Annotated in this window: 17 protein-coding genes and 1 other annotated feature; of the genes, 2 read left to right on the top strand and 15 right to left on the bottom strand. The window is 48.9% G+C overall.

Annotated elements, in window-relative coordinates:
* Positions 1–17: 17 nt before the first annotated feature.
* The 3 genes from MHI54_RS07095 to MHI54_RS07105 form a co-directional block, all read right to left on the bottom strand.
* The gene (locus MHI54_RS07095; RefSeq protein WP_340082753.1) at positions 18–833 is read right to left on the bottom strand and encodes a GNAT family N-acetyltransferase; all 816 of its coding nucleotides are present in this window, start codon (positions 831–833) and stop codon (positions 18–20) included.
* 97 nt (positions 834–930) lie between these two features.
* Positions 931–2,385: a DHA2 family efflux MFS transporter permease subunit gene (locus MHI54_RS07100; protein WP_095216340.1), complete on the bottom strand. Its 1,455-nt coding sequence runs from the start codon at positions 2,383–2,385 to the stop codon at positions 931–933.
* 29 nt (positions 2,386–2,414) lie between these two features.
* Positions 2,415–2,984, bottom strand: a complete 570-nt coding sequence (locus MHI54_RS07105; RefSeq protein ID WP_095216348.1) for a TetR/AcrR family transcriptional regulator — start codon at positions 2,982–2,984, stop codon at positions 2,415–2,417.
* Positions 2,985–3,202: 218 nt separating this feature from the next.
* Here MHI54_RS07105 and chrA point away from each other — a divergent pair, with 218 nt between their 5' ends.
* Complete coding sequence (gene chrA / locus MHI54_RS07110; protein ID WP_095216339.1) at positions 3,203–4,384, top strand: chromate efflux transporter; 1,182 nt, start codon at positions 3,203–3,205, stop codon at positions 4,382–4,384.
* A 71-nt stretch (positions 4,385–4,455) separates the two neighbouring features.
* On the opposite strand, the gene MHI54_RS07115 is transcribed toward chrA, so the two are convergent.
* From MHI54_RS07115 to MHI54_RS07125, 3 genes are all read right to left on the bottom strand, one after another.
* Entirely contained in the window at positions 4,456–5,658 is a 1,203-nt protein-coding gene (locus tag MHI54_RS07115; RefSeq protein WP_095216338.1) for an MFS transporter, read from the bottom strand.
* 60 nt (positions 5,659–5,718) lie between these two features.
* Positions 5,719–5,966, bottom strand: a binding site (T-box leader).
* Between the two features lie 575 nt (positions 5,967–6,541).
* Positions 6,542–7,720 (bottom strand): NAD(P)/FAD-dependent oxidoreductase, encoded by a 1,179-nt coding sequence (locus MHI54_RS07120; protein WP_095216336.1) that lies wholly within the window; start codon positions 7,718–7,720, stop codon positions 6,542–6,544.
* A gap of 30 nt (positions 7,721–7,750) precedes the next feature.
* Positions 7,751–8,167, bottom strand: a complete 417-nt coding sequence (locus MHI54_RS07125) for a DUF1641 domain-containing protein (RefSeq protein ID WP_095216335.1) — start codon at positions 8,165–8,167, stop codon at positions 7,751–7,753.
* Positions 8,168–8,654: 487 nt separating this feature from the next.
* Between MHI54_RS07125 and MHI54_RS07130 the strand changes: the two genes are divergently transcribed.
* A complete protein-coding gene (locus tag MHI54_RS07130; protein ID WP_340082931.1) occupies positions 8,655–9,089 on the top strand; it encodes a transporter in 435 nt (144 codons plus the stop codon).
* Between the two features lie 192 nt (positions 9,090–9,281).
* Here MHI54_RS07130 and MHI54_RS07135 read toward each other — a convergent pair whose 3' ends face one another.
* The 9 genes from MHI54_RS07135 to MHI54_RS07175 all read right to left on the bottom strand — a co-directional run bounded on the left by MHI54_RS07135 (position 9,282) and on the right by MHI54_RS07175 (position 18,493).
* Positions 9,282–10,592, bottom strand: coding sequence for a TRAP transporter large permease (locus MHI54_RS07135; RefSeq protein WP_095216327.1), 1,311 nt, complete (start codon positions 10,590–10,592; stop codon positions 9,282–9,284).
* Positions 10,589–11,080: a TRAP transporter small permease gene (locus MHI54_RS07140; RefSeq protein WP_158221550.1), complete on the bottom strand. Its 492-nt coding sequence runs from the start codon at positions 11,078–11,080 to the stop codon at positions 10,589–10,591. Before MHI54_RS07140 ends, MHI54_RS07135 begins: the two co-directional genes overlap by 4 nt.
* 20 nt (positions 11,081–11,100) lie before the next feature.
* A complete protein-coding gene (locus MHI54_RS07145) occupies positions 11,101–12,111 on the bottom strand; it encodes a TRAP transporter substrate-binding protein (RefSeq protein WP_095216325.1) in 1,011 nt (336 codons plus the stop codon).
* 54 nt (positions 12,112–12,165) lie between these two features.
* A complete protein-coding gene (locus MHI54_RS07150) occupies positions 12,166–13,359 on the bottom strand; it encodes a Gfo/Idh/MocA family oxidoreductase (RefSeq protein WP_340082765.1) in 1,194 nt (397 codons plus the stop codon).
* A complete protein-coding gene (locus MHI54_RS07155) occupies positions 13,356–14,450 on the bottom strand; it encodes a Gfo/Idh/MocA family oxidoreductase (RefSeq protein ID WP_233135062.1) in 1,095 nt (364 codons plus the stop codon). Before MHI54_RS07155 ends, MHI54_RS07150 begins: the two co-directional genes overlap by 4 nt.
* A 16-nt stretch (positions 14,451–14,466) precedes the next feature.
* Complete coding sequence (locus tag MHI54_RS07160; RefSeq protein WP_095216323.1) at positions 14,467–15,285, bottom strand: sugar phosphate isomerase/epimerase family protein; 819 nt, start codon at positions 15,283–15,285, stop codon at positions 14,467–14,469.
* Positions 15,282–16,457, bottom strand: coding sequence for a dihydrodipicolinate synthase family protein (locus MHI54_RS07165; protein ID WP_095216322.1), 1,176 nt, complete (start codon positions 16,455–16,457; stop codon positions 15,282–15,284). Before MHI54_RS07165 ends, MHI54_RS07160 begins: the two co-directional genes overlap by 4 nt.
* A 14-nt stretch (positions 16,458–16,471) precedes the next feature.
* Positions 16,472–17,623 (bottom strand): Gfo/Idh/MocA family oxidoreductase, encoded by a 1,152-nt coding sequence (locus MHI54_RS07170; RefSeq protein WP_095216321.1) that lies wholly within the window; start codon positions 17,621–17,623, stop codon positions 16,472–16,474.
* Between the two features lie 81 nt (positions 17,624–17,704).
* A complete protein-coding gene (locus tag MHI54_RS07175) occupies positions 17,705–18,493 on the bottom strand; it encodes an AraC family transcriptional regulator (RefSeq protein ID WP_233135061.1) in 789 nt (262 codons plus the stop codon).
* Positions 18,494–18,503 lie beyond the last annotated feature (10 nt).

An 18,503-nucleotide genomic window follows, 5' to 3' on the forward strand; every position in this document is an offset into this window, starting at 1 on the left:
GCCCTATGGCGGCCTTTTTAATTGGAATAAAGGTAATAATCCTGCTGACTTTCTTTAATGAAGCCAATGGAGGTATATAGAGATAGCGCTTTTTCATTTTCAGGCTGGACATCCAGATACACACGCTGTCCCAGGCTCGTTTCCACCCGCACCGCTTCCTGCAGTGCCTTCCTTCCGTATCCTTTTCCTTGGAATTCCGGCAGTACCGCAAACCCGTATATCCCGCTTCCCTCTCCGTCTCGATGGATTCTCATCTTCCCTACTGTCTTCCCCTCAGCCTCGATCATATAAAACTCCTTCTGAAAACCATCCTTCTCCAAGCGGCCATTATAAGCGAGTGCTTCTTCCGCTTTGAAATCGAAACAGACGATATCCAATTGAACCTTCATTCCGATATCCTCTGGAAGGGAAGGTCGCAAACGGACCGATCCACCGGAATCAGGTAATGCTTCTCCATCCCACTTCATCATGTATTCCGATTCTTCAAAAGTACAATTCACTGTTTCCAACCATGCCTTGCCTGATACACTGTCAGCCGGCACATTCAGTAATATTTTCACAGCCTTCCCCATTGCAGGAATGCTTTCCCGGAAAAGCCCACTGAATATACCCTTCCTCCGGTAATTCGGATGCACCATACCGCATACCTCGATTTTACTCCCGAAGCTGTATAAACCTAGAAAACCAACAAGCCTGCCAGAGTCATATGCCATGAAATCTGTCTGCTCGGCATCACTCCTGTTCTCAAGCATGTCCCAATTCAGTTTGAGCTCGATTCCATCATACTTCTCCACCGCTTGCTGAAGCGCTTTAATTTCATTTAATTGTGTCACTGTAAGCCTCATCATCATCCCCCATATCCATATCTCCACTTATCATACCTTATTTTCCCAAACAAAAAAATCCCGCCGTATAAACGGCGGGACCTGATTAATCCGCTTGATGATCCACTTTCACTCGTCTGATGAAGAAGCTGATTACAATACCGACAATCGCAGCAATGATACCAAAGATAAAGGAACTTTGGACACCTTCTGTGAAAGCTTGAATAGCGGTAGCCGGGTCTTGCGGATTGGCTGCATCTTCCATATATCTTTCCTGTCCAGCTGTCATGATGGAAATCGCTACAGCTGTGCCGATTGCACCGGCAACCTGCTGCAATGTATTCATGATGGCTGTTCCATCCGGATACAAATTAGGAGGAAGCTGGTTCAGACCATTTGTCTGAGCCGGCATCATGATCATGGAAATACCAATCATCAGAGCGATATGCAAACCGACGATGTAACCAGTGGACGTTTCCAGTGAAATGCCGGAGAAACCGAACATAACCAATGTGACGATGATAAGACCAGGCGTCACAAGGAATCTTGGCCCGAATTTATCGAACAGGCCGCCCATCACAGGGGAAAGCAATCCATTGATGACACCGCCCGGAAGCATGGTCAGACCGGCAACCAGCGGAGTGAGCGCCAATGATGTCTGCAAATACAACGGCAGCAGGATCATGGACGAAAGCATGACCATCATGCTCACCAAGATCAACAACAAACCTACTACGAACATCGGATACCTGAAGGCATTCAAGTTCATCATCGGCTGTTCCATCCTCAGCTGGCGGACAGAGAATAAGATCAGGCTCAAGACACCGACGGCAATCGCAACGATGACGACCGGATCACCCCATCCGCCGCCTTCACCGGCATGACTGAAGCCGTAGACTACGCCGCCAAATCCAATGGTCGACAGGACGATGGACAGGATATCGATTTTTGGCTTCTTCAATTCGGTGACATTTTGCATGAAGAATGCTCCAAAAATAATGGCAATGATCAAAAACGGAAGTGAAATCCAGAAAATCCAATGCCAAGTCAATTCATCAATGATCAGGCCTGAAAGCGTCGGCCCGACTGCAGGTGCAAACATGATGACCAAACCGATCAATCCCATGGATCTGCCGCGTCGATGCGGCGGGATGATATTCAATATCGTGTTGAACATGAGCGGAAGCAACAGTGCCGTCCCAACTGCCTGCACAACACGGGCGATCAGCAGCAGTGAAAAGGATGGTGCGATTGCAGCGATTAACGTACCGATGATGGAGAACACCAAAGATGTGAGAAATAGCTGCCGAGTCGTAAACCATTGTAAGAGCAAACCAGAAACCGGCACAAGTACACCAAGCGTCAATAGATAACCTGTAGTCAGCCATTGAGCCGTCGAAGGTGATATACCGAAGTCACTGATGATATTCTGAAGCGCAATATTCAGCGCAGTTTCACTGAACATCCCGATAAAACCAGCAATCAAAAATGAAATAATGATTGGCATAGCCTTGATATTGCTTGTATCTACAGCTGCTGCAGCTGTATTTTTACTATCCATTTGCAAAGATTTCTCCTCCAATGCGGAATTTATTTTTTAAGTAATGACGGAAGCTGTTTCGCGACACAATACAACGGACTTCCCGAAGTACTCGTGAGCGCCAGGATAGCTGCTCCTTCCACCAAGGCATTTATCGTAACGGCCAATTCTTTCGCCATTTCTTTTTCATAGCCGAAGGCGATCAATCGATCTGTATATAATGACTGCCAATCCGCATAGGCATGCTGACAGCTGTTTCGCAGTGCTTCGTGCGTTGCTGCAGTCTCAGACGCAATCAGCCCGATTTGCACACCTTCCATTTGATGTTTTTTTTCAAATTCGGAAGCGATCTTGCAGATATGATACTGAAATGCCTCTGCAGCCGTATCCTTGGCTTCCAAATCCCTCGCAGCTCCTTCCAGGACATGCTCCTTCATGAGCCTGATTGCTTCAACGGCGATCTCTTCCTTTCCATTCGGGAAGTGATAATAGAGCGATCCCTTGGGAGCACCGCTTTCTTCAATGATTTGATTCAGGCCCGTGCCATGATAACCCTGCCGCTGGAAAAGCTCCGAAGCGGTACGTAAGATGATTTCTTTTGTACTTTCCTTCTTTTTCACTGTGCCATACAACCTTGCACTCCTTATATTATGACGATTGGTCTAGATAATAATAATTTTTTTTGTTAAGCATGTCAAGAATGAAATCTGCGATTTTGTTTATAAAATTAATGTAAATTTTAAAGCACCAAAGTAAAGTAGATGTTATAGTACAAATGAATTTTTATAACACATACCCTCTCATACCAACGATCAATATATGGAAAGGAGTACAAAATATGACGAATAACCAAAAGAAAGCATCAACTCTCATCGAAATTTTTCTCGTTTCCCTTCGCTTAGGCTGTACATCATTCGGCGGACCGATTGCCCATCTGGGTTATTTCCAAGAAGCATATGTACGCAGCAAAAAATGGCTGGATGCACAGGCATATGCCAATCTGGTTGCCCTGAGCCAGTTCCTGCCCGGTCCCGCCAGCAGTCAAGTCGGCATCGGGATCGGCATCATAAGAGGAGGGATATTAGGAGGGATCGTCTCATTCATCGGCTTTACCCTGCCTTCTGTCCTCCTGCTCATGTTGTTCGCCTTCTTCCTCGGGCAAATGAATATGGCGGATGCTGGATGGATTCAGGGGCTGAAGTTAGTTGCTGTTGCCGTCGTCGCTCATGCTGTATTGGGGATGAGTCAAAAGCTTACCGCAACTCCTGCAGCGAAGGGGATTGCATTGGGGGCTCTCGTGCTTACACTTATATGGCCCCATCAATTCGCACAGCTGCTGGCTATATTGATCGCAGCCGTTGCTGGGTATATTCTGCTGCATCCTGATCAAGGCGATAAAGAAGCTGCCAGCCTGCATATCGCTATCGATAAAAGAATCGGTGCCATCTGCCTTGCTTTATTCTTCATTTTATTGGCAGGCCTGCCTGTGCTGCGCACGATCACAGACAATTCTTTTGTTATCATGGCCGATAGTTTCTATCGGGCCGGTTCACTCGTATTCGGAGGCGGTCATGTTGTCCTTCCTCTCCTGGAACGTGAATTCGTCCCAACCGGATTGATAAGTCAGCAAGACTTCCTTGCCGGTTATGGTGCTGCCCAGGCAGTGCCCGGACCTTTATTTACATTTGCTGCGTATCTCGGCACTGTCCTCTACGGCTGGCAGGGTGGATTACTAGCGACCATCGCCATTTTCCTCCCGGCCTTTCTGCTCTTGATCGGTGCTTTGCCATTTTGGACGAGCCTGCAGCGAAACGCCGGCTTCCGCAAGGCGTTTGCTGGAATCAATGCTGCTGTCGTCGGGATATTGATCAGCGCTTTCTTCATTCCCATTTGGTCAACAACCATTCACAGCGCCTCCGATATTGCCCTGGCAGCCATTTTCTACAGCCTGCTTGCTTTCTGGAAAGTTCCTGCCTGGATCATTGTAATAATCGGCGCCATCAGCGGTATTGTGCTATAGTTTTACCAATCATCCACCGAGGGGGCATGTGTGTGCCATCCCCCCTCGGCGGATTTCATTTCCAGACGATATCAACCTTCATTCTTCACATTCCCCTTGAAACCAACGATTCCCAGCAGAATGGCAAGCAGCAGCATGATCAAACAGCCCGTCTGTACCGCCGCTGCCACGCCAATCACCTGATTGATGGCGGCCAAGGCTGCTGTCATCCCGATGATCAGCAGGGCTTCAACCGATTGGTACATACTTAGCATGCGACCCATCTGCCCGACCGGAATACGTTCCTGCATATAGGTCACATAACCAGCATTGGCAAAAGCCAGCGCCCCGGATAACATGAACACACCGACACTCGCTGGAATGAAGTCCTTCGAAAAAGCGAACAGCAAATAACCCGAAGCCCCTGCTGCCGTACCATATACGAGCAATTGGATCGATCGAAAATGTCGGGTGACAGCAGCGAGCAGGACAGAGCCAGAGATAAAACCGATTCCAGCAATACTTACAAGCAAGCCATATGCGGCTTCTGAAAGCCCAATCGCTTCCGCGGTAAAAGCTACCTCCATGGAATCGACAGCTGCGGTCATGACGGTAATGCAGCTGAACAGAAGAAGCAGGAATGTCAGCATGGCAAATTTCTTACTGTAATCGATGATTAGGCTCCAATCCTCTTTCCAAATCCGCAGCCATTTCCACTCGTTTTTTTCCTCCAAGACAGCTTTGACAGATGGTAAAGCAATGCAAATGACAGCCGCCGCCAGCAGCAAGAGTATATTCATGATCAATGCAGCCTCGACGGACCCCATGCCGACCAGGATTCCCGCCGCTGCCGGACCTAATACAAAGCCGCTTCCATCCGCAATAGCCCGGTAGGAATTGAATTTCTGCCAATGCCGTTTTTCGATCAACCCTGTTATATAGGGCAGACTCGCAGGCTCAAAAATAGTTCCAGCTGCTGCAACGAAGAATACCAGTACATAGATTTGCCAAAGGGAATCGGCCATCATCATCCCTGTTATCCCAAAAATCCTTATAAAGTACAGCATGATCATCAACTTTCGATTATCCAGCCGATCAATCATGCTTCCTGCCCAGCTGTTCATCAGCAGCCCTGCTGCAGGTTTGATCATATAAAGGATCGCGACAGCTGCCGCAGACTGATCAGCTTGCTTGTACACTTTCAAATTCAAAGCAATCAAATACAGCCAATCCCCACAGGATGCACAAGCCATTGCAATCAGCATTCCAATGGCACGGAAACGGTATTTACCCATCTTTCCTCCTCCTTACCCGAAATGAAGCAAATAAAAAAATCCCACCCCCAAGATTGTCATCTTAGGGGCGAGATTCCGTCGCGGTGCCACCCTAGTTACTCTGACAGGTCACCCTGTCAGACTCAAAAGGTACACGCCAAAATGCGTAGACCTTCGTGCAATAACGGGCACTCCCGGTCTGCCATCAATTTATCCGGCAAACAGCTCCATGGTTTGTTCCAGCTGGACTCCTTCACCCTTCACACCACATCAGGGATTCTCTGCAGAAGGAACAGTCAAGCTGTACTGCTCCATTTCATCACTTGTAAATTTTTTCTATGATAGCATGCATTGAACCGCTGTACAATATATAGCTTTTATTTATAGCCCTCTATAAAAGATACGCCATATCGATTTGGGATATTATGGTACACTTAAACTCAGCATATAACTGCTCAGATGAGGTGAAACTCTGTTTAAAATATTCATTCTGATCATTTTTCTTATTTATATATGCCCTTCTAAGGGGAGAAAAAAGAGTCAGGTTTATCATCCTTACCTGCTTCCTATTGATTTCCATCCTGTTCATATCTGGAATCCTATTCATTTCAAACAAATATAATATACATGATAGCCCTGTATTAGAGAATGGTTTCAACATCCTTTACGATTGGGTCCATGTATTTTCCTATTTATTTGTCATTCCAACGGTCTTGCTTACTGCTTATACATTACTGAAAATGATTCCGAAGCTATCCGCACGCATGTGGATAAGAGTCACTATGTACATTTTCTGGATTGCTTTACTGGCGGGATCAGCTTATATATCCTTATGGGTTTGCACCTTGATCAAACTGGCAGCACAAAAAAAGACACTTCCCGCGGGAAGTGTCTTTGTCTTATCTTAGTAAGCTAAGCTGAATAGACCTTTGACGTGAGTCAAGTAGCGAATGTTACTTGCCTCTTTCATCATTGTTGCTGGAAGACCTTTCAATGGTGTTTGGTTAGCACCGACGAACGCTACGGCATCCTTGCGGCCAAGGCTTGCAAGTGTACCGGAGTTGATCGGGCTGAAGCTTTCCATTGTTTTGCCTTCAAGGTAAGCGAATAGATTATAACCTACTAGCTCGCCCATTTGCCAAGCGATTTGTGCTGTTGGCGGCCAAGGACGACCGTCTTCACCGAAGTATACCGCACTGTCACCGACAACGAAGACATCCTGATGGCTCTTGGACTGCAAGTATTCGTTAACAGTCGCACGCCCGCGATCAGTTTCCAAGCCGGACTCTGCCACCATTGGAAGGGCTTGTACGCCGCCAGTCCAAACGAATGTGTTTGTTTCGATTTTCTGACCATCTTTCAATTCCACGACATTGCCTTCCACGTTCGTTACAGGCAAGCCAAGCAAGAATTCCACGCCGCGTTTTTCCAAGCTGGATTGTGCGCGATCGATAAGATGCTGCGGAAGCATTGGTAGGATCTTCGGACCAGCTTCAACAAGCTGAAGCTTGATTTCTTTTGGATCCACACCAAGAGGCAAGCAGTAAGAAGCAAGCTTGTCCGCGATTTCGCCAACCAGTTCGACACCAGTCAAACCGCCGCCACCGATAAGGATCGTTCCATCTGCAGGGTTTTTGGAAGCTGCATATGCTTTGATCTTATCTTGGATTTGGTTGAATACTTTATTTGCATCGTCTACGGATTTCAGGACAAGGCTGTTCTCTTCCAATCCAGGGATGCCGAAGTAAGCAGTCTTGCTTCCAAGACCTACTACCAAAGCGTCATAAGAAAGGGTACTGCCGCCTTCAAGGACAACTTCTTTCTTATCGACATTGAAGCTTTCCACTGTTGCGACTTTGAAGTCTACATCCAGACCTTTCAAAAGCTTTGTCACAGGCATTGCCACTGCTTGCTCGGAAATGCTGCCCGCTGCAAGACGGTGAAGTTCCGTGATGATTTGGTGTGTCGGTGTTTTATTGATAAGTGTTACGTTCGCTTGTGCTTTGCTGTAATACTTACGTACGGTTTGAGCGGCTAAGACTCCGCCGTAACCGGCGCCTAAAATAACGATATTCTTTGCCATACTTAATCCTCCGTCCTTACCTTTTAGCTCTTATTTTTGTTTTTGTCTTTCTTTTTCGTTCGCTACTTCCAAATAGCTTTGAACAAAACGGAACATCTTCTGTGCTTGCGGGTCCTTCATCAGACGAAGCAAACCGAACAGACCGATTGTTTCATTGCTTGATTCCGCACGATCCTTTGCTTCGATTGCAGTTTGGGCGACTGTTTTCACAGAATCCGTCACAGGATGAAGCACTTCTGTAATTGCATTAACTGTATCGGATTTCAACACATCATCTGTTGCTACAGAATGTGCAAAGTCGTAAGAAGCAGTCAAAGCATTCACAAGTTCATTGATTTTCGGCAGCTGTTCGATCAGGGAAGTCAATGATTCTTGCACTTCAGGTTTTAGCAATTGGTCAACTAGATCTTGTTGGCGCTGGCTAACACTTTCGTTTGTTTCTGACATAACGTATTCTCCTTTGCTATGGCAATGCATTATATTTATACGTAAACATTATACTTCGTTGTGAATTTGTTCACAACTGTACGTTCACAAATTGCTCAAAATATCCACCTACAACTTTACTCCTACTTAAGGCACTTGTCAAAAGTTATTTCACATGAGTTAATGTTTTTTTTCATTTCCTATTATATGTTCAAAAAAATGACATAGTAAAAGCCCTTTCATACTTCCGCTTCCGTAGCTTCCCCTTATTTCGGCAAAGTATTAATATTTTTACTTATTTTCCCGAAATCTTTGCTGGCAACTATCGCCTCCCAGCATCGATATTCAAACAATCCAACTCCGAATCCCTGATTCGTTTATCAGCCACGCTCATCCCCTGTTAGCAGAGCTATACCCAGCGTGAAGAGAAACCGTAAAAATAGGTTAGGCAAGCTACCCTTACACAGGTGCCTACATACGATGAAGAAGAAAGCAAGAAGGGAGAATGATGATGTACAACGAAAACGATGATAAGCAAAACCAGCAACGGCAGATCCAGTTTCCAGGCGGACCTGGATTTGGCGGTCCCGGCTTCGGCGGTCCGGGTTTCGGAGGCGGGCAAGGCGGCTTTCCATTCGGACCTCCCCCAGGAGCAGGCGGACAGCAAGGACAATTCGGGCCGCCTCCCGGGCCGCCTCCATCCCAAATTCCGCAGCTGCAGTCAGTGAGCGGCGGTCCATCTACTTTCGCAGTAGATCCAGGCGGAATCAGATTTTGCCTTTTCCGGTACACTTATATAGAGCTTGAAAACGGACAGCGGTTCTGGTACTACCCAGTATTTGTGGGCCGCACCTCCATTGCTGGTTTCCGCTGGCGGCCGCAGCAGTTCCGCTGGCAGTATTTTGGTATCGACCTTAGAAGAATCGCTGCATTCAGCTGCTAATCGAAGAGGCCGGGCTTGCCGCCCGGCATTATACATAGCATGAAATATATCCAGAATGGCTAACAATCAGCCTCGTGAAAAACAATACGGGAAAACGAAGAGCTATGGCGGCGTGTCCTGCCGAAGCGGCGCTCAAGAATAAGGTTCGGTTTTAAGCACTGGAAAATTAGTTATGTCCCAGCCTCTTCCCCCTCATTTATCAAGCACACCCATGAGCTCTGGCAGCCAGAGGCTTAACGCCGGAATATAGGCGACTGCCAAAAAGGCTAGAATGACCGGAATATAAAAGAGCAGAAGCGGTTTGGTCACTTGTTCGATTGTGACATTTCCTACCTTCGCACCTATAAAGAGTACAGTACCTACCGGCGGCGTGATTGTACCGATTGCCAGCCCCATAGACATGATCATTCCGAAATGAACAGGATGAACACCCAGCTCCAATGCAATCGGCAAAAGAATCGGTGTAAAGATGAGCAAAGCTGGGGCGATATCCATAAATGTTCCGACAAGCAGCAGCAATAATACCATTATCAATATCAATATCATCGGACTGTCACTGATTTGAAGGATGCCTGAACTGACCACCTGCGGCAGCTTGGAGTAGGACAGTATCCAGGACATTGCTGATGAAGCCCCGATAAGCAGTAAGATGACACCTGAGAAAATGACCGTGTCCCGCAATATTATGGGGACATCTTTCCATTTCAGGCTTCTGTAAATCAAGCAAAGCACCACTGCATAGAGAATAGCCACAGCCGCTCCCTCTGTCGCGGTAAAGACACCGAACGAAATGCCGCCGATGACGATGACGATCAGCAGCAGACTCGGGATGGCGTCCAGGATTACTTTGGCTGCCTGGGAAAAACGGATCGGTTCGGAGACTGCATATCCTTTCCGCTTGGCAACGATGAAAGCTGTGGCCATGATCAAGATGGACATTAGTATCCCTGGCACATAACCAGCAATGAACAAGGCACCGATCGAGGTCCCCCCGCTCAGGACTGAATATAAGATTGGTGTGCCGCTCGGCGGAATGATCAACCCTGCTGGCGCAGAAGCTACGTTGACAGCTGCCGAATAGCTTGGGTCATAGCCCTCTTTCTTCTGCATCGGCGCCATTATTTTTCCCATTGTGGCAGCTGATGCGATGGCTGATCCCGACAAGGCACCGAACAAAGTATTACCAATGACATTTGTGTGCGCCAGGGAACCAGGCAGGCGTCCGGCCAGCAATTTCGCCAAATTGATCAGCCGCTGTGCAATCCCTCCTGTATTCATGATGCTTCCAGCCAATGTGAAGAAGACAAGTGATAACAGGACAAAGCTATCGATTCCAGCGATGAACTGCTGCGAGACGACCATTAATATTTCATCGAATGGCAGCAGCATAGCCCCGGCAGCCAATGTAGATAAGCCGATACTGATTGCGATTGGAACACCAAAGAAAATGAGCAGGAAGAAAAGCGCGAACAAAACAATACCCGCAAGAGCCACACTCGTCATGCTGCGTCCCTCCCCCGGGCAGCTTCCTTACGTGCCATGAATCGGTTCGTGACGATGTAATAGACACTCAACAAGCCGGATAATGGCAGCGCAGCATATACATAACCCATCGGCAGCCCCAGGACCGGTGAAGTCTGTGTCATGGAAGCAAGCATCAGCTGCGTGCCTCCTGCAATAAAGACAATCACCATGAACAGCAGTACCGTCACTTCGATGACCAGCTCGGCTGCTTTTTTATCCTTGGCATTTTTCCATTTGGACATCAGGAATGTCAGTGCAATATGCTCCTTCACACCGAATGCATAACTGGCACCGAGCAACCCGACCCAGATGAAGGAAAAGCGCAGTACCTCTTCTGTGAACACGCTCGGATTCTGCAGGACAAAGCGAGTGAAGACTTGCCAGATCGCCCCTGCAACCAGGAAGACAGTCAATGTGCACGTCACCAGCAAAATACATTTATCTATCCAATACCGTACTTTTTCCACCTCGTTCAGCTCCTCTTCATTTACTGTAACGCCGCGATGTCATCCAGTACTTTGGCTACGTCCGGGTCTTGACGCTTTTCTTCAATCAGCGGCTGCACCAATTCCTTGAAAGGCTCCTGATCAAGCTCATTGAAGGTCACACCCATCTCGTCCTCAGCCTTTTGGATACTTTCTTCAATCAGCTGGTCCCATCGGGCATTATGATTCTCAGAAGAAATCGCCGCAGCTTCCTCGACAGCCTGCTGCTGCTCCGGTGTCAGGCTGTCCCATGTCTTTTCGCTCATGATGAGAAAATCCGGAATTCTCGTGTGTTCATCATACGAAAAGAACTTGGCTACCTCACCATGGTTCGCATCGGTAAGTGCGATCGGACTGCTTTCCGCCCCGTCAATGACACCTTGCTGAAGCCCGGTGTACACTTCCGGCGCAGGCAGCGGCGTCGGCGAGGCACCCAGGAGCTCCATCGTCCGGATCGATGTTGTATTCGTCATTGTACGGATCTTCAGTCCGTTCAGGTCTTCCGGTTTTTCAATCGGTGTATCTGCCGTATAGAAGCTCCGTGCCCCGGCATCGTAATAAGCGATGCCATGAAGACCGATTGCCTCCAGCTCTTCATAAAGATCTTTCACGATGTCCGATTGCATAACCCGCTTGAAATGCTCTTCATCCTCGAAAACATAAGGCAAACTGAACACAGAGAAATCATCATAAAAACTCTCCAGAACCCCGCCATTCACTTTTGCCATATCGATGACGCCATTTTGGACAAGCTCCAGCATCACCCTTTCATCACCAAGACCGCCTTCGGTATAGATATCCGTTGTCAGTACCCCATTTGTGCGCTGCTCCAGCTCTCCGCTGAATTCCTCCAGACTGGCATATACCGGGCTATTCGGATTATGGATATGCCCCATCGTCAGCCTTTTCGGCTCCTGGCCAGCGGCATCCGAAGCCGGAGCGACAACCATGACCACACCTATGGCAAGCAGCAGAACAGCAAGAATTAGCCATGTCGTTTTTGCTTGATTCATCGTTCACCCTCCACCTATTAAAAGCGCTTACAATTCACGGCATGCGACAGCACGCTATTCAGGCGTCCCTTTCGGCAGTGCCGAAATAACGTCAGCCTGAATAGCAGGCTTACTCCATGTTACTTGTAATTCATATGGCAGCTTCCCGCTCCTATAACACGTATTCAACGTCTGGTCCAAATCCATGACAGCCCGGATATTCGTCTCTGTCTTTCGAATCACTTCGTCGGGGAACGGTTGTCCAGCCAGTGTATCTTGATGTAATGCTTCAATGATTGCCGCATGTCCCAGAGCAGTTTCGTATGTGCACGGAATCTCCCTGCCATCCGTCAGGGCAGCAATGCAATAATCCAATTTATCCAAATGATTGGCCTGCGGATTACCATAGACCTTCTCCTGGCCATTTTCCGTGCAGGCAGTGATGATACCTTGATCAAGATTGCAATCATAGACGATGCAGCCTTTTTCAAAGTTGTATTGGAACTGCGGTCCCTGCTCCGTCCCTGTAGCATGCGATCCGTAAAAAAGCAGCTCACACTCTTCGTCTGTATACATTCGGATGGCACATGTATCAAATGTTTCCACCTCATTGGCTCGGTACAGCTCCGCTTCCAGACTTTTTATACACACCGTCTCCTGCTGCTCCTGCCCCAGCATGTAAAGCATATTGTGGATAAAATGAGCCGCGGCATTATTGGCTACACTATCGCGGATCAGACGCCCATCCTGCGCCTTCAGCTTCCCTGCCCACGCCGATCGGGAAAAATAGGCTTCATCGCGCGGCCACAGCACCAAGGTCTTCAGCTGCTTCGGCTTTCCGTAGATTCCATTCAGGATATCTTCCTTGAGCTCCAGGATTGGCGCAGTGAATGACCAGTTAAAACCGATGGCTGCCCATTTTCCCGATTCCAGGATTGCCTCATCCCATTTCTTTTTATCACGCATATCGGCGAAAATCGGTTTTTCACAAAGGACATTCGAGCCATGCCGAAGTGCAAAAATTGCCTGCTCGGTATGCAAATGGATAGGCGTTGCAATAATCGCCAAGTCCGCTTGCTTTTGCTGATAAAAAGCGTCCATCCTTGTATAGATCGGGATCCCTTGCTGCTTCACCAGTTGCAAAAGGGGGCTTTTTTCCGGATGGATCTCGACGATGCCAGCAAATACAATATCCTCCCGCTGCAGCAAAGCCTTCAAATAATGCTCCCCGTATCCATTCATCCCAATTAAAACGACTGCTTTCTTCATCTTCTCTCCCCTGCCTTTGTCAGGCTGATTGCCTGTTCCTGCGCTTGGATTGCCAGCGCCGCTGCCCGGAAAGTATGTTCCTGACTCATTGCCGTCTCCGTCCCCAGCACACAATCATCAATCAACTGTCTGAAATACGGGATCCCAACCTTTCCTTTGGCAGGGAAATAGATCTCCTCTTCGTCCGTGACCACGTACAGATGATCTCCTACGGCCGATCGTGCCACATCCGTATATTTGCGCAGTTCCACAAACCCGTTGGTACCGTGCAGCACCGTTCGTCCGTCTCCCCAGACCCGCAGTCCTTCGGGTGTGAACCAGTCGACACGGAAATATTGGCTGACGCCTGTATCCGTCACAAGTGTTGCATCACCGAAATCCTGCCAGTCACCGTACTGCGGATGGGCATAATTCGCCACCTTGCTATGGAGCACCTTCGCATCCTTGCACCTCGCATAATGAAGCAGCTGCTCAATTTGATGGCTGCCGATATCACAAAGGATGCCCCCGTTCTTCCCTGGATCGAAAAACCATGCCGGTCTCGTTTCTGCCTGCAGCCGATGCGGACCGGAACCAGTGAGCTGAAATAATTCCCCGATCAGTCCCTCCTGCACAATCCCATCGGCAAGCAAAGCAGCCTCCACTGCTAATCGCTCGCTGTAAAACACGGCCCATTTCTTTCCCGAGCGCCGCACGGCATCTTCCGCTGCATGCAATTGAGCCATCGTCGTGAAAGGAGCTTTGGCAGACAGAAAATGCTTATCATGTTCCAAGACCTGAACACCTAACGCTCCCCGCTTGGATGGCACGATACTTGTAGCCACCAGATCGACTTCGCTATGCAATATCGCAGACAGCTCTTGGACGACCTGCCCTGTTTGGAATTTCGCCCTAAGAGCATTCGCCTGATCTGGATTTTCATCATAGATGTGCATCAGCTGTGCCCCTGCATCCAATAAGCCCTGTACCATACTGTGGATATGCGGATGATCCAGGCCTGCAGCGGAAAAAGTAAAAGGCACCCTTTCCCGTTCAGCAGCAGCCGCTGCCATTCCTCGAGCCAGCTCCTCCAGCTGTTTCAGCAGTGCCATGCAGCCTCCCCCCCTTCTACACATGCGCTTGATAGCATTGCTTCATTTGATGGAGCACCTCATCTCCTGGCTGATCCCAAATTTCCTGATTGATGATTTCCACTTCGATCGGACCACGATAACCTGCTTCCTCCACCATATTGCGCATTTCACGCAAATTGATGACACCGTCTCCCATCATGGCTCTTCCTTTGAACATATCCTCCATCGGCACCTTCCAATCCGATACATGGAAACCGAGGATCTTACCCTTGGCACGGTCGATCTGTTTTTTCAGTTCTGGATCCCACCAGACATGGAAGGCATCGACCACTACCCCGAGATGATCGGATTGCAGCTGCTCTGCCAATGTGTTCGCCTGTCCCAGTGTATTGATCACGGAACGGTCTGCGGCATACATGGGATGAAGCGGCTCGATTCCGAGCCTTACCCCCATTTCTTCTGCATACGGCAGGATCGCTTCGATTCCTTCCCGCACCCAATGACGAGCCTGCGCAATATTTTTATCGGATGCAGCACCGCATACGAGCACCAGCACATCGGTACCCAATGCCTTTGCATCTTCTATTGCCCGTTTATTATCGTCGATGCGCTGTTGCCTTTCCTGCTCGGTCGCTGCCGGGAACATACCGCCTCGGCAAAGACTGGATACTTGCACACCATATTCAGTCAATAGCTTCTTCGCTTCTTTCACAGCGATTTTTTCCAGCTTATGCCGCCAAATGGAAATCCAATGGATATCATGCCGGGCACAGCCTTGGATCGCTTCGGTCAGGGACCAGTTTTCCGTCGTAATCTGATTGAGACTGAGAAGCTGCAAATCAGCCTTTGTCATGACATCACCTTCTGTTCGATGCCTGCAAGCTTCAATACCAGCTGCATCCGTTCTGACGCAAGCGCTGGATCCACCAGGACACCCGCCTGATCAGCCAAACGGAATAATTCACTCAAATGGAGGACAGACCTGGCCCCTTCCGCTCCGCCGATCATCCGGAAATGTGATTGATACCCATTCAGATAAGCCAGGAAAACGACTCCTGTCTTGTACGCGTACGTCGGCGTTTCGAAGATGTGCCTTGCCAGCGGTACCGTTTTATCGAAAATTCCCCCATATCCATCCAGATCGTCCGAATCGAGCGCACGCAGCGCCTCGGAAGCAGCTGGTGCAATTGCATCGAATATCCCGAGCAGTGCATGGCTGTATCGATTGCCATCGCCTTGAATCAGCTCTGGATAGTTGAAGTCGTCCCCTGTGTACATTCGGACAGATGCCGGTAATTTGGATCGCATCTCGATCTCCCTGTCTTTATCCAGCAAAGAAATCTTGATCCCATCGATTTTCGCTTCATATCGGTGGATCAAATCAAGACAAGCATCCATCGCATGGCTGACCGTCTCCGATCCCCAGTAGCCTGTCAATTTCGGGTCGAACATCGGTCCGAGCCAATGCAGGATGACCGGCTGTTCCACCCCTGCAAGCACATGTCCGTAGACGTCCTTGTAATCTTCTGCAGATCGGGCGCTGGCAGAAAGCGCACGGCTCGCCATCAAGATGACCCGGCTGCCAGTGCCTTCGACAAATGTACACTGCTCCTCATAAGCTTGCTTGATTTCCGACATCGTAAACGTCCTGTCTGCAGGCAAATGATCCGTCCCGGCACCGGAAGCAAGCATTGCTTTTTCCTTTTTTGCTTCCGCTGCACTTACCGAAATCAATTCCTTTGCCATCTCCCATGTCAGCCCCATGCCGCGCTGCGCCGTATCCATCGCTTCTGCCACACCAAACCCGAGCTTCCATAATACCTTGCGATACGCCAAGGTGGCCTCCCAATCAATAGCCCCGCCAAGAACCGGGTGCGCTTCGGAAGCCGCATCTGCAACCACGTGAGCTGCAGAATAGGCTGTCCTCGTCCGGAAGGATCCCTCAGCCGGATAAGCAGAAGCCGGATGGACCAGCTTGTATTCCTCCAGCTTGCGCCCTTGCTTCGGTAAAAGAATCGTTGTCATGCAGCTTCCTCCTTTTAAACTTCCAGACTCGGAACAGTGACCCATTTCTTCTCTCGCCAAGCTTCCAGTCCCAAATCGGACAGCTGGGTGCCTTTTGCACCTTCCAGCAAGTCCCATGGAAATTCTGCATCCTCTTCCACATGCTTAAGGAATAATTCCCATTGAATCTTGAATCCATTATCATAAGTGCGATTTTCCGGCAATGTCTCCCACTGGGAGCGGAAATCGATTGTATTCGGAATATCCGGATTCCACACTGGCTTTGGCGTCGTCACCCGATGCTGGACCTTGCAATCACGCAGGCCTGCCACTGCGCTTCCATGGGTTCCATCCACCTGGAACGTGACGAGATCATCACGATCGACCCTTGTCGTCCAGGAGGAATTGGCCTGGACGACTATCCCGTTCTTAAGGGCGAAAATGGCGTAGGCTGCATCATCTGCTGTCGCTTTGTAGCGATTGCCCGCTTCATCCACCCGATATGGGATATGTGTCGCTCCAAGACAGGTCAAGCTATCGATTTCACCGAAAAGATGGTCGATGACATATCGCCAATGCGCAAACATATCGACGATGATACCGCCGCCGTCTTCCGCTCGGTAATTCCAGCTTGGGCGCTGCGCCTCCTGCCAATCGCCTTCGAACACCCAGTAGCCAAAGTCCAGTTTTACCGACAGGATTTCACCGAAGTAATTGCTATCGATCAAATGCTTCAGCTTCAGCAGACCTGGCAGGAAAAGCTTATCCTGCACAACACCATTCTTCACACCAGCCTCGCGCGCCAATCTGGCCAGCTCCAAGGATCCTTCCAGGCTGGTGGCAGTCGGTTTCTCGCAATAAATATGCTTCCCCGCCTCTATTGCCTGCTTGATGCTTGCTTCCCTGCGATTGGTCGTCTGGGAATCAAAGTAAATCTGGTTATAGCCATCAGCTAAAGCCGAATCCAAGTCGGTGCTGTAGCGCTCCACATCATTTTCCCGCGCAAGCTTCGCCAGCTTCTCCTCATTCCGCCCGATAAGTATCGGATCCGGCATCAATCTGTCTCCGCTGGAAAGCAGCACCCCGCCTTCTGCTCGTATCGCCGCAATGGACCGGATAAGATGCTGATTCGTCCCCATCCTGCCTGTTACACCGTTCATGATTATCCCTATTTTCTTTGTCGCCATTCCGCGCCCTCCCACTATCCGATTTAAGGATAGTATAAGTAAAGCGTTTACATTTTTTCTTATCAATCTTTTCCCTCATTCTCAATTTCGGAAGTCATCTGTCGTGCGCCGATAAACATTCGGCGTGACACCCACATATTTCTTAAAGACACGATAAAATGTCGATACCGCTTCAAACCCTACCTCAAAGCAAATCGAGACGATCTCCCTGTCGGATTCACGCAGCATTTTCTTTACCTTCAAAAGCCGTACCTCCGTCAGGAATTGATAGGGCGTCATACCATACATTTCTTTGAAGATCTGATTCATGTAGCGGCTGCTCACACCTGCCTTGGCAGCGACTTCCTCCATGCTGGCAATCTCGAAATATCGTGTTTCCAAGTAATGCTTGAGCCATTTTGCCCGTCTCGTATTAGTATCCTGTGTTGTATCCTCCCGCTGCATGATGGCAAGCTGATAAAGCACCTGCGAGAGCAGCAGTTTCAGCCCCATCGCATGAATCGGATGCCTCTGCGATTGCTCGAACAGCATCTTCCGCAGCAACTGCCGAAGCTCGCTGCTCTCGAACAGGGATAAATTCAAGACGCGGGACTCTGCAAATACTGGTTCCACAAGATAAGAAACGACATCTTCGGATAGATGCCGGAAATCGAATTCCAGGACAAGCACGGTCATTTTCGACTGCGCTTGGATGGCATGATTTGTATGCGGGGAGATCAGCACGATACTATCGGGATGCAGCTTCCGACCTTCCGTATCCAATTCGCATTTCCCCTCCCCATCAAGTACGTAGAGCAGCTGATGCGTGTTGTGCTTATGCCTGGCAACTTCATTTTTTTCCTGATGCTTATTTTCAAAGAGTCTGATCAATATACATTCA

The sequence above is a fragment of the Terribacillus sp. FSL K6-0262 genome (assembly GCF_037977385.1).
In the GTDB taxonomy this organism is placed as follows: Bacteria; Bacillota; Bacilli; order Bacillales; family Amphibacillaceae; genus Terribacillus.